Annotated in this window: 5 protein-coding genes; 3 read left to right on the forward strand and 2 right to left on the reverse strand. The window is 71.2% G+C overall.

The features are described 5' to 3' along the window. Positions 1-49 precede the first annotated feature (49 nt). Both ABIC30_RS12775 and argB read right to left on the reverse strand, forming a co-directional pair. Positions 50-799, reverse strand: a complete 750-nt coding sequence (locus ABIC30_RS12775; RefSeq protein WP_020095287.1) for a pyrimidine 5'-nucleotidase — start codon at positions 797-799, stop codon at positions 50-52. Between the two features lie 202 nt (positions 800-1,001). Further along, positions 1,002-1,895, reverse strand: coding sequence for an acetylglutamate kinase (gene argB, locus ABIC30_RS12780; RefSeq protein ID WP_020095286.1), 894 nt, complete (start codon positions 1,893-1,895; stop codon positions 1,002-1,004). A 312-nt stretch (positions 1,896-2,207) separates the two neighbouring features. Here argB and ABIC30_RS12785 point away from each other — a divergent pair, with 312 nt between their 5' ends. The 3 genes from ABIC30_RS12785 to ABIC30_RS12795 all read left to right on the forward strand — a co-directional run bounded on the left by ABIC30_RS12785 (position 2,208) and on the right by ABIC30_RS12795 (position 12,726). Continuing rightward, positions 2,208-3,551 carry a UDP-glucose dehydrogenase family protein gene (locus ABIC30_RS12785; RefSeq protein WP_354455300.1) on the forward strand — a complete coding sequence of 448 codons (1,344 nt, stop codon included), beginning with the start codon at positions 2,208-2,210 and terminating at the stop codon, positions 3,549-3,551. A gap of 368 nt (positions 3,552-3,919) precedes the next feature. After that, positions 3,920-11,362, forward strand: coding sequence for an SDR family NAD(P)-dependent oxidoreductase (locus ABIC30_RS12790; RefSeq protein ID WP_354455302.1), 7,443 nt, complete (start codon positions 3,920-3,922; stop codon positions 11,360-11,362). Continuing rightward, positions 11,359-12,726 (forward strand): aminotransferase class I/II-fold pyridoxal phosphate-dependent enzyme, encoded by a 1,368-nt coding sequence (locus ABIC30_RS12795; protein WP_012317954.1) that lies wholly within the window; start codon positions 11,359-11,361, stop codon positions 12,724-12,726. Before ABIC30_RS12790 ends, ABIC30_RS12795 begins: the two co-directional genes overlap by 4 nt. The last annotated feature ends 294 nt before the right edge of the window (positions 12,727-13,020 follow it).

The raw sequence follows: 13,020 nt of genomic DNA on the forward strand, positions 1-13,020 counted from the left end.
TGGGATCAGGGCCCGATGCGCGCCGCCCGTGAAGCGCCCCGGCCTCGCGTCAGCGGCGCTCCCCGGAGGCGGGTCGTACTTCGGGCAGCACGCAGGCAGAGAGGAAGGCGGCGAGATCGTCCGTGATGTGGTCGATATGCGGCTCGCGCACCGCCTCCTGCTCGAAGGCCTCGCGGTAGGGATCGGTGACCTTCGGCACCACCAGCACGGTCGCCATGCCGAGGTCGTGCGGCACCGCGAGGTTGCGGGCGATGTCCTCGAACAGGGCCGCGCGGGTCGGTTCGACGGCGTGCTTCTCCAGGAACCGCTCGTAGGTCGTGCGCTCCGGCTTCGGCACGAAGTCGGCGGCGGCGATGTCGAACACGTCCTCGAAATGGTCGAGGATGCCGAGCTTGGCGGCGACGTTCTCGGCGTGCCGGCGCGACCCGTTGGTCAGGATCAGCTTGCGCCCGGGCAGCCGCTCGATCGCGTCGCCGAGGCTCTTGTCGAGCTTGATCGACGAATGGTCGATGTCGTGCGCGAAATCGAGGAAGTCGTGGGGATCGACCCGCGACTCGACCATCAGCGCCGACAGCGTCGTGCCGTAGCGGTGGTAGAAGTACTTCTGCAGGGCGCGGGCCGAGATCCCGTCGAGCCCGTAGAGCTGCATCACGTACAGGGTGATGCGCTCGTCGACCTTCGGCCAGACCGCCGCGTCGCTCGGGTATAGCGTGTTGTCGAGGTCGAACACCCAGGTGTCGACATCGGCGAAGCCGCGCGCCGCGGGCGTGGTGAACTGGGCCTTGTCGGGGTGGTGCACCGGAACCCCTCAGGTTGCTGTTGCCCCGGAATCTGGACTGGAACGGTCAAGCTCGCAAGTTCGGTGCTTGCCGGTACCTTGCCCGGACCTTGCTGGGGCCGGCCCCTCCGGGGCGGGCGGGGTACGACAATGCGCTGGGCGCGCGGAGGTTGCGCCCGCGCGCCGCGCCGGGATCCGGCACGGTGCGCGGGCGGTCCGGATCTCAGCCGCGACGGATCAGGGTGCCGGCACCGTAATCGGTGAACAGCTCGAGCAGCACGGCGTGGTTGACCTTGCCGTCGAGGATGACGACCGCCTCGACGCCGCGCTCGATCGCGTACATGCAGGTCTCGATCTTCGGGATCATCCCGCCCGTGATGGTGCCGTCGGCGATCAGGCGCCGGCAATCCTCCACGGTGAGTTCCGGGATCAGCTTCTTGTCCTTGTCGAGGACGCCCGGCACGTCGGTGAGCAGCAGCAGGCGCTTGGCCCGGAGCGCCCCGGCGATCGCCCCCGCGAAGGTGTCGGCGTTCACGTTGTAGGTCTGCCCGTCCGCCCCGTAGGCGACCGGCGCCAGGACCGGGATCAGCTCGGCCTTGAGCACCGCGTCGAGGACGCCGCGCTCGACGTGGTCCGGCTCGCCGACGAGGCCCAGATCGACGGTCTGCTCCACGCGGCTCTCGGGATCGACGACGGTCTTCATCGCCCGCTTGGCCCGGACCATGTTGCCGTCCTTGCCGCACAGGCCGACCGCCCGGCCGCCCTCGGCCGAGATCCAGCCGACGATCTGCTTGTTGATCAGGCCGGCCAGGACCATCTCGACCACCTCGACGGTGGCCTCGTCGGTGACGCGCAGGCCGCCGCGGAACTCGGACTGGATGCCGAGCCGGTCGAGCATCTTGCCGATCTGCGGTCCGCCGCCGTGCACGACGATCGGCTTCAGGCCGGACTGCTCCAGCAGGACGATGTCCTCGGCGAAGTCCTCGGCCGCGGCCCGGTCGCCCATGGCGTGGCCGCCGTACTTGATGACGACGATCTCCTGGTCGTAGCGCTGCATGTGGGGCAGCGCCTGGGCCAGGACCTCGGCACGCACGTGCACGTTGGGCAATTCGGTCATCGCGGTCCTTCGCCGATCCTTGGGTCGGGTCCTCGGGGGCGGATCCGGGCCTCCCCGTCGGGCGGGGGCGCTTCTACAGGAAGCCGCCCGCGCTGCGAAGCCGCCCCGCGCGCCGTCGCGGAGGCGCGCCGCGCGGATCGGCGGCCGATGCGGGGCGCTCCGGGACCCGCTGTCAAACTACAGTCATCCTTCGCGGGTGTTGCATTCCCGTGACAAACTGGAGCAGATCCAGGCTGGCCCGGGTTGCATCCTCACGCGGCCCGGATCATGTTGCATCGCAGCAAGCCGAGGGCGAGCTGCCGGGAGGGCCCGATGCGGATTGCGATGATTGGGGCCGGATATGTCGGCCTGGTCTCCGGCGCCTGCCTGGCCGATTTCGGCCACACGGTCGTGTGCATCGACCGGGATCCCGACAAGATCGCCAGCCTGAACGCCGGCCGCATGCCGATCTACGAGCCGGGCCTCGACGTCCTGGTCGCCGAGAACGTCCGCCAGGGCCGGCTCGCCTTCCGCGCGACCATGCGGGACGCCGTGGCCGAGGCGGACGCGGTCTTCATCGCGGTGGGCACGCCCTCCCGCCGCGGCGACGGCTTCGCCGACCTGAGCTACGTGTTCGATGCCGCCCGGGAGATCGCCGGGTCCCTGTCCGGCTTCACCGTGGTTGTGACCAAGTCGACCGTTCCGGTGGGCACGGGCGACGAGGTCGAGCGCATCATCCGCGAGACCAACCCCGAGGCGCAGTTCGCGGTCGCCTCGAATCCCGAGTTCCTGCGCGAGGGCGCGGCCATCGCCGACTTCAAGCGCCCCGACCGCATCGTCGTCGGCGCCGAGGAGGCCCGGGCCGAGGCTGTGATGCGCGAGGTCTACCGGCCGCTCTACCTCAACCAGTCGCCGATCATGGTCACCTCGCGCCGGACGGCCGAGCTGACCAAGTACGCGGCGAACGCGTTCCTCGCGGCGAAGATCACGTTCATCAACGAAGTGGCGGACCTGTGCGAGGCGGTGGGCGCGGACGTGCAGGCGGTGGCGCGCGGCATCGGCCTGGACAACCGGATCGGGTCGAAGTTCCTGCATGCCGGGCCGGGCTACGGCGGCTCGTGCTTCCCCAAGGATACGCTGGCCCTGGTCAAGACCGCGCAGGATGCGGGCACGCCGCTGCGGCTGGTCGAGACGGTGGTGGCGGTCAACGACCAGCGCAAGCGCGCGATGGCGCGCAAGGTGATCAAGGCCTGCGGCGGGTCGGTGCGCGGCCGGACGGTGGCGCTGCTGGGCCTGACCTTCAAGCCGAACACCGACGACATGCGCGACGCGCCCGCGCTGGCGATCGTGGCGGGTCTGCAGGACGCCGGCGCTGTAATCCGCGCCTACGATCCCGAGGGCATGGAGCAGGCTCGGATCCTGATGCCGGCTGTGGATTACGCCGAGAACGCCTACGCCTGCGCCGAGGGCGCCGACGCGGTGGTGATCGTCACCGAGTGGAACGCGTTCCGGGCCCTCGACCTCGACCGACTGCGTCAGGCCATGTCGTCCGGTGAGGCGGCTCCCGTGCTGATCGACCTGCGCAACATCTACGACCCCGCGAGCGCCGCGCGCCACGGTTTCACCTATTGCGGCGTCGGACGAACCAAGGAGAGCGTCGCCCGGATCGGGTCTTGATCATCACCGCGCCGGCCTTCGAGCCCGGATTTCTGTGCGGGACCTGCGCGACATCGCGAAGATTTCTTCCGGAATCGGCATCGATGCCGCTAGACGGGCGGCGTCCGCGGAGGCGCAACTGTGGCTTTCTCGTGATCGAGCCCGCGTCTCGGCAGCCGGTCCGGCGGTTCAAACTTGGCGTTTTGACCGTAGGAATTGGATAAGCTTCTGATGAATACATGTCACAGCCTCTGGCAATTTTGCCACGCGGGGATGACCTCGCGTTAGGGCTGGTTGGACACCGCAATGGTGCCACAGTAAGGGGTGAGAGGGTACTCACTCGTCGAGAGCCGAGCCGACTTCCGATAACGAGCGTGTGCGAACCGAACGTGACACAACGTACAGACATTGCGATCGTCGGACGCGCATGCCGACTGCCCGGGGCCCCCAGCGTGGATGGGCTCTGGTCACTCCTGTCCGAAGGGCGCTGCGCCGTCAGCAAGGTGCCGGCCGACCGGTTCTCCCTGGAGCGGTTCGCCCATCCGCGCGCCCATGAGCGCGGCAAGAGCTACACCTGGGCAGCCGGTGTCATCGACGACGTCTGGTCGTTCGACCCGTCGGTCTTCGGCATCTCGCCCCGCGAGGCCGAGCAGATGGATCCGCAGCAGCGGATGCTGCTCGAGCTGACCTGGGAAGCCCTCGAGGACGCGGGCCTGCGCCCGTCGAGCGTCGCCGGCAGCAATATCGGCGTGTTCGTCGGCGCTTCGTCGCTCGATTACGGCAACCTGCGCATCCTCGACGCGCCGTCGGGCGACGCCTACGCGGCGACCGGCAACACGCTCTCGATCATCTCGAACCGCATCTCCTACATCTTCGACCTCAAGGGCCCGAGCTTCACGGTCGACACGGCCTGCTCGTCCTCGCTCGTCGCCTTCGACAACGCCGTGCAGGCGATCCGGTCCGGCCGCGTGGACACCGCGGTCGTCGCCGGCGTGAACGTGCTGGCGAGCCCGTTCAACTTCATCTGCTTCTCCACCGCGCAGATGCTCTCGCGCACCGGCCTGTGCCAGGCGTTCTCCAAGAACGCGGACGGCTACGTGCGCTCCGAGGGCGGCGTGGTGTTCGTGCTGCAGTCGGCCGAGGCCGCGCGGCGCAACGGCGCCACCGTGCGCGCGGTCGTCGCCGCCTCCGGCATCAACTCCGACGGCCGGACCACCGGCATCTCCCTCCCCTCGGGCTACGCCCAGGGCGCCCTGCTGGAGAAGGTCTACCGCGAGGCCGAGATCCGCCTCGACGACCTCGCCTTCATGGAGGCGCACGGCACCGGCACGCCGGTGGGCGACCCGATCGAGGCCTCGGCCATCGGCTCGAAGCTCGGCCGCGGCCGGCAGGCGCCGCTGCCGATCGGCTCGATCAAGACCAATATCGGCCACACCGAGCCGGTCTCCGGCCTCGCCGGCCTGATGAAGGCGACGCTGGCGCTCGAGCACGATCTCGTCCCGCCGTCGCTGCACGCGGCCGAGCTCAATCCCGAGATCCCCTTCGGCGAGCTCAACCTGGACGTCGTGCGCGCGCCGCTGAAGATCGGCCGCGGCTCGCGCGAGCGCTTCGCCGGCGTCAACTCCTTCGGCTTCGGCGGCACCAACGCCCACGTCGTCATCACCGACGCGCCCGCCTGGGCGAAGCCCGCCGCCGCGACCGCGGAGCCCCAGGCCCAGGTGCTGCTGCTCTCGGCCCAGAGCCGGGCGGCGCTGAACGAGCTCGCCCTCGACTACGCCGAGCGCCTCGAGGCCGCCCCCGAGCAGGTCGCGACCGTTGCGGCCGCGGTGGCGCATCGCCGCGAGCGCATGCCCGCCCGCCTCGCCGTCGCGCTCGACGGCAAGACCGACGTCGCCGCGGCGCTGCGCGCCGTCGGCGAGGGCGAGGACACGCAGGACGCCTTCACCGGCACCGCGGTCGACCGCGTCGCCGAGGTGGCGTTCATCTATTCCGGCAACGGCAGCCAGTGGGCCGGGATGGGCCGCGAGGCCTACGAGGAGAACGCGACCTTCCGCGCGACCTTCGACCGGATCGACACCCTGTTCCGGGCCTACTCGAACTGGTCGCTGAAGGACGCGCTCTACGCCGACGACCTCGACGAGCGCCTCGCGCTGACCAGCGTCTCGCAGCCGCTGATCTTCGCCATCGAGAGCGCCTCGACGGCCGCGCTCAAGGCGAAGGGCCTGATCCCGTCCTACGTCCTCGGCCACTCCGTGGGCGAGATCGCGGCCGCCGAGGCCGCCGGGATCCTCAGCCTGGAGGACGCGGTCCGGGTCATCTTCTACCGCAGCCACCACCAGGAGACGACGCACGGCCAGGGCACCATGGCGGTGCTGCTGATGCCGGCCGAGGAGGTCGAGACCTTCCTCAAGGATTACCCGACCCTCGACATCGCCGCCTACAACAGCCCCAAGGCCGTCACGGTCGCCGGGCCGGTGGCCGACATCGACGCCGCCATCAAGGCCCTGTCGCGCAAGCGCCGCCGCGGCCGCAAGCTCGACCTCGCCTACGCCTTCCACGGACGGCTGATGGACCCGACCGAGAAGCCGCTGCTGCGCGACCTCGCGGGCCTCAAGTCGCGGACCGGCACCACCGCGATGGTCTCGACCGTGACCGGCTCGGTGCTGGGCGGCGAGAATTTCGGCGCCGGCTACTGGTGGCGCAACATCCGCGAGCCCGTGCGCTTCTGCGAGGCCGTGCAGGACGCCACCCGCCGCGGCGCCCGCGTGTTCGTGGAGGTCGGCCCGCGCGCGACCCTGATGTCGCACGTCGGCGACGCGGTCGAGCCGCTGGGCATCGAGACCGCCACGGTCGGCGTGATGCACCGCAAGGCTTCCGGCGGCGACCCGATCGCCAAGGCGGTCAGCGCTGCCCTCGTCCAGGGCGCGCAGGTCGACGAGACGCTGCTGTTCGGCGACGCCCCGAAGGGCGACGTCCGCCTGCCCTCCTACCCGTGGCAGCGCCGCCCGTTCCGCCTCGCCGACACCACCGAGGGCGTCGGCGCGATGAGCCCCCGCCCCTATCACCCGCTGATCGGGTCGCGCACGACCTTCGACGGGCTGGAGTGGAACGGCTTCGTCGACCCGGTGACCGTGCCGGAACTGGAGGATCACAAGGTCGACGGCCAGGTGATCATGCCGGGCGCCGGCTTCGTCGAGATGGCCCTGGCCTGCGTTCGCGAGGCCCTGCGCGACGACGAGGTCGTGCTGGCCGACTTCGAGATCGTGGCGCCGATGGTGTTCGCCGAGGACGCCCTGCGCGAGGTCGCGGTGCGCCTGTCGGGCTCCGGCAACGGCATCCAGGTGCTGAGCCGGCCCCGCCTGACCCAGACCCCCTGGCAGCTGCACGCCCAGGCCAAGATCGTCGAGGGCACCTTCTCGGCCCCGAAGACACCGGATCTCGACGGCTTCAGCTTCGAGACCGCGGGCGACCACGTGCTCACCGGCGACGCGCTCTACGCCAAGGCCCTCGCCTCCGGGCTCGGCTTCGGCCCGAGCTTCCAGCAGGTGGCGATGAGCGCGCGGCTCGACGACGCCACGATCGTCTCCGACCTGCTGCCGGCCGAGCCCGACACCCGCTACGGCCTGGTGCCGAACCGGCTCGACGCGTGCTTCCACGGGCTGATCCTGCTGTTCGCCGACCTGCTCGGCGAGAACGGCGGCAAGGCCTACATCCCGGTGCGCTTCGGCGAGGTCCGGATGCTGCGCCCCGGCGCGGTGATCGCCCGCTCGATCATCCGCACCCGCCGCTGCAACGAGCGCTCGATCCTGGCCGACTTCACGCTCCTCGACGCCGAGGGCGCGGTCATCGCCACGATCCGCGAGGGCCGGTTCCAGGCCCTGCGCGCCAAGAACGGCGGCGACCTCTCGACCTTCGCGATCTCGCAGGTGCCGGAGCTCGCCACCGAGCCGACCGCGATCCCGATGGAGCGCCGCCCGAGCGTGGCCGCGCGTCTGCGCCCGCTCGCCGCCGAGTCGAAGGGGCCGTCCGACGCCGCCCTGTCGCCGGGCCACCTCCTGCTGGAGGGCTGGGCGACCTCGCTCGCCTACCGCCTCGCCTCCGGGCTGGCGCAGGGGGAGACCGTCTCGGTCACTGACAGCCGTGTGCCGGAGGCCCTGCGCCCCTGGCTGCTGAACGCCCTCTACGCCCTGGAGAGCAGCGGCCTCGCCGAGCGCGCGGGCCAGAACTGGACGCTGGGCGACGGCTCCGCCCTGCCGGCGCCCGACGAGATCATGCGCTGGATCGCCGGCGACCATCCGGACCTCTCGGCCGAGCTGGTGCTGATCGCCGATGTCGGCGCCCTGGTCGACCGGCTGCTCGCCGGCACGCTCACCGACGCGCCGGCCCTGCCGCAGGGGGCGATCGACGCCTTCGTGCTGCGCTCGGCCACCGCGCGCCACGGCGCCGACGTGGTCGCCGACCTGATCGAGCGCAGCCGCGCGCAGCTCCCCAAGGAGCGGGCGCTCCGCGTCCTGCAGGTCGGTTTCGGCCCGCTCTCGGCCCAGACCGCGACCTTCGCGTCTGCCGCCGAGGCCCGGCTCACCGTCTTCGAGACCGACCGCCGGCTCGCCGAGCGCGCCCGCCTGTCGCTCGGCCGTGCCGCCGCCGTGGTCGAGACCGCCGAGGAGCTCGCGCCCGGCAGCTTCGACCTGATCCTGGCGTCGGGCAGCCTGCATCGCGGCGAACGGGCCCTTCCGGGCCAGCTCGCCGGGGCGCTCGCCACCGGCGGCCTGCTGGTGGCCGTGGAGCCGGGCGCCTCTCTGTTCCGCGACCTCGTGTTCGGACTGACGGCCGGCTGGTTCGAGGAGGCTGCGGGCGGCCTGCCCGTGGGCCGGCTCGAGGACATCGAGGGCTGGCAGCGCATCCTGAGCGCCCACGGCCTGGTCAAGGTCGAGGTCGAGCGGGCCGCCTCCGCCAACGGCGACGACCTGCTGCTGACGGCCGAGGCGCCGGTGCGTCCGGGCCCGGCCCCGGCGCAGAGCTTCGCCTTCATCATCGGCTCGGACGACGAGTTCGCGGCCGAGACCGCCTCCTCCCTGGCGACCCTGCTGGTCGCGGGCGGCGTGCACGTCTCGATCATCCTCGACTCCGAGACCTCCCTGATGGAGCTGGAGAAGGAGACCCCCGACACGGTGGTGTTCCTGGCCGGCGCCTTCACCCGCGGCGGCGAGGCGTCCGAGCGGCTGCGCGACCGCTGCCTCAGCCTGAAGCGTTGCACCGAGCATCTGGGATCCCGCCAGACCAAGCTCTGGGTCGTGGCGCCTGGCGCGACCCGCGACCGCGGCGGCCAGACCACCAACATCGAGGCCGGCGTGTGGGCCTTCTCCCGCACGCTCGCCAACGAAGCCCCGAACCTCGACGTCCGCCGCATCGACCTCTCCCCCGAGATGTCGTCGAAGCGCGCCTCCGAGCGCCTGCGCGACCTCATCCTCTCCGGCACCCCGGAGACCGAGATCGTGCTGGACGACGAGCGGACCCAGGTCGTGCGCTTCCATGCCGGCCGGCCGCAGCACCGGGATCCGGCCGACGCCGTCCCGGCCGAGGCCGCGCGCCTGGAGCGCAGCAACACCGGCGGCCTCAGCGAGATGGTCTGGGGGCCGGCCGAGCGCCGCGCTCCCGGCAAGGGCGAGATGGAGATCGCGGTCGAGGCCACCGGCCTCAACTTCCGCGACGTTCTCTGGGCGCTCTCGATGCTCCCCGAGGAGATCCTCGAGGACGGCTTCGCCGGCCCCCGCCTCGGCCTCGAGTGTGCCGGTCGCGTCACCGCCGTCGGCCCGGGCGTGAAGGGCTTCAAGGTCGGCGATCCGGTCGTCGCCTTCGCCCAGTCGGGCTTCGCCACGCACATCGTTGTGCCGGACCTCGTCGTCGCGCCGATGCCGCACGGCCTCGACCCGATGGCGGCCGCCACCGTGCCCGTGGCCTTCCTCACCGCCTATTACGGCCTCGTCTCCTGTGCCCGGATGCGGCGCGGCGAGTGGGTGCTGGTCCACGGCGGCGCGGGCGGCGTCGGACTCGCTGCCTTGCAGATCGCCAAGCTCAAGGGCGCGCGGGTCATAGCCACGGCCGGCTCCCGCGAGAAGCGGGCCCTCGTGAAGGCGCTGGGCGCCGAGCACGTGCTCGATTCCCGCTCCCTGGCCTTCGTGGACGAGGTCCGAGCGATCACCGGCGACGGCGTCGACATCGTGCTGAACAGCCTGTTCGGCGAGGCGATGGAGCGCTCGCTCAACGCCCTCCGGCCGTTCGGCCGCTTCGTCGAGCTGGGCAAGCGCGACTACGTCGCCAACACCCATATCGGCCTGCGCCCGTTCCGGCGGAACCTCAGCTACTTCGGCGTCGACCTCGACCAGGTGATCCAGCACCAGGGCGACGACGGCGCGCGAATGTTCCGCGAGGTCATGGCCCTGTTCAACGACGGCGGCCTCAAGCCCCTGCCCTATCAGCCCTTCACGGCGGCCGAGACCTCGGACGCGTTCCGGCTGATGCAGCAGTCCGGCCATATCGGGAAGATCGTGATCAGCCCGCCGAAGGCCGGCACGATCATGAAGGACACGGCCCGGCCGTTCACGGTCTCGGCCGAGGGTGTCCACCTGCTGACCGGCGGCCTCGGCGGCTTCGGCCTGGAGGCGGCGCGCTGGCTGATCGACCGGGGTGCCAAGCACCTCGTGCTCGCGGGCCGCAAGGGCGCGGCCACCGACGAGGCCAAGGCCATCGTCGCAGAGCTCACGGCGAGGGGCGTGACCGTCGAGGCGAAGGCCGTCGACATCACGAGCCGCGCCTCGGTGGATCGGCTCATCGCCGGGATCGAGCAGGGCGGCAGGAAACTCGCGGGCGTGCTGCACGCCGCGGCGGTTCTCCAGGACGGCCTGATCTCCAACATCGACGCCGCGGCGCTCGACGCGGTGATCGGCCCCAAGGTGATCGGCGCCCAGCACCTGGACGCCGCCACCCGCGACCGGAGCCTCGACTACTTCGTCCTGTTCTCCTCGGCGACGACCTTCATCGGCAACCCGGGCCAGGGGTCCTACGTGGCCGCCAACGGCTTCATGGAGGGACTCGCGCGCCAGCGCCGCCGCCGCGGCCTGCCCGCGCTGGCCGTGGCCTGGGGCGCCATCGGCGATGTCGGCATGCTCGCCCGCAACAAGGCGGTCATGGAAGGCCTCGCCGGCCGCGTCGGCGTCACGCCGATGGAGGCCCGCCGCTGCCTCGACCTGATGGCCGAGGCGCTGGGCAGCCAGGGCACGTCCCCCGACGAGGCGGTCATCGCCATCGCGGCGATGCACTGGGGCAAGGCGCGCGAGCGTCTCGCCACCATGCGCTCGCCGAGCTACGCCGAACTCGGCTCGGACCAGCAGGCCGAGGCCGGCGGCGTCCAGGCGATCAACATCGCGTCGCTGCTCAAGGGCGGCGACCTCGACGCGGTCCGCAAGACCGTGTCGGACGCGATCGTCGAGGACATCGCCCGCATCCTGCGGCTGCCGAAGGACGACATCAGCCGCGTGCGCCAGCTCTCGGAGATCGGCCTCGACTCGCTGATGGGCGTCGAGCTCGGCGCCAGCCTGCAGGAGCGCTTCGCCCTCGACGCGCCGCCCGCCGGACTTTCGTCGGGCATGACCGTCAACGAGCTGTCGGAGTCCTTAATTCAGGCGGTTTCCGCGCCCATGGACGAGACGGCCGGCGTCGCGATGAGCCTCGTCTCGAAGCATGTCGGCGGTGAGGTCGATGCGCAGATCCTCGCGCCTCTCAAGGAACTCATCGAGCAGACGTCCAGCGAGATCAAAGAGACCAACTCATGACCGACACGGCACGGCCGGACGGCGGGCGCGCGGCGCTCGCCGGCTTCGTGACCAACCGGCTCGGGCGCGCGACGCCGCGCCCGGCCCCCGTCAAGACGGCCTCTCCCGCCGGCAAGTCGGCGGCGCAGAACTTCGAGAACCTGCCGGGCTACCGCGAGCTGAAGCTCCAGCGCCAGGCGGCCGACCTGATCGGTCTGGGCAACCCGTTCTTCCGCGTCCACGACGCCAAGGCCGGGGCCACGACGCGGATCGACCAGAAGAGCTTCACCAACTTCTCGTCCTACGATTACCTCGGCCTGAACGGTCATCCGCGGGTGAGCAACGCCGCCCGGGAGGCGATCGAGGCCTACGGCACCTCCGCGTCGGCGAGCCGCGTGGTGGCGGGCGAGCGGCCCGGACACATCAGCCTCGAGCAGGCGCTGGCCAAGCACTACCAGTCCGAGGGCTGCATCGTGATGGTGAGCGGCCACGCCACCAACGTCACGACCATCGGCGCCCTGCTGGAAGCCGGCGACGTGATCTTCCACGACGCGCTGTCCCACAACAGCATCGTCACCGGCGCGCAGCTGTCGGGCGCCCAGCGCCGCTCCTTCGCGCATAACGACCTCGACGCCCTGGAGACCCTGCTCCAGTCGACCCGCCACGAGCATCGCCGGGCGCTGATCGTGGTCGAGGGCCTCTACAGCATGGACGGCGACGCGCCGGACCTCGCCGGGCTCGTGGCCCTCAAGAAGCGCTACGACGCGTGGCTGATGGTCGACGAGGCGCACGGCCTCGGCGTCACCGGCCGCACCGGCGCCGGCCTGTTCGAGCATTGCGGTGTCGACCCCCGCGAGGTCGACATCTGGATGGGCACCCTGTCGAAGACGCTGTCCACCTGCGGCGGCTACATCTGCGGCCCGATCGCGCTGATCGAGTACCTGAAGCACACCGCCGGCGGCTTCGTGTACAGCGTCGGCATGTCGCCGCCGCTCGCGGCCGCCGCCGAGGCGGCGCTGGCCGTGATGCACGCCGAGCCGGAGCGGGTCGAGCGCCTGCGCCAGAACGGCACCCTGTTCCTGGCCACCGCCAAGAAGCTCGGCCTCGACACCGGCTTCAGCCTCGGCCTCGCGGTCGTGCCGATCATCGTCGGCGACTCGCTGAAGGCGGTGACGCTGTCGGACCGGCTGTTCCGCCGGGGCATCAACGTGCAGCCGATCATCCACCCGGCCGTGCCGGAGCGGGCCTCGCGCCTGCGCTTCTTCCTCACCTCCGAGCACACCCCCGACCAGATCCGCGACACCGTGAACGCGGTGGCGGAGGAGCTCGCCGCCATCGACAAGGGCGGCTCGCTGATCGAGCAACTGCTGGCGAAGCGCGTCTGAGCCCGGCCGGGGCCGGGAGCCCCGGGTCCCCGAGAGCGTTACGAAGAAGGGGGCGCGGATCACATCCGCGCCCCCTTCGGCATTCGGGCGACCGGTCTCCGCGGTCTCGGTCGGATGCGCGCATCGGCCGGATCGGCGCGACGCGAACCCGGCATCCGTCGCGCGGTGGGGTGGGTGCCCGCGTCGCGGTGCGCCGCCTTACTTGGCGTAGGAATAGGCCAATGCGGCCGAGGAGACGGGTCCCGTGACGCCGCTGAAGGCGGTGAGGACCTTCTGGACCTCGGTGAAGGGGGC

The organism is Methylobacterium sp. 1030 (assembly GCF_040544715.1).
In the GTDB taxonomy this organism is placed as follows: domain Bacteria; phylum Pseudomonadota; class Alphaproteobacteria; order Rhizobiales; family Beijerinckiaceae; genus Methylobacterium.

Excerpts from the sequence above, each read along its gene's own strand:
- argB (WP_020095286.1), bottom strand. The coding sequence starts at position 1,895 with ATGACCGAATTGCCCAACGTGCACGTGCGTGCCGAGGTCCTGGCCCAG.
- ABIC30_RS12785 (WP_354455300.1), top strand. The coding sequence starts at position 2,208 with ATGCGGATTGCGATGATTGGGGCCGGATATGTCGGCCTGGTCTCCGGC.
- ABIC30_RS12795 (WP_012317954.1), top strand. The coding sequence starts at position 11,359 with ATGACCGACACGGCACGGCCGGACGGCGGGCGCGCGGCGCTCGCCGGC.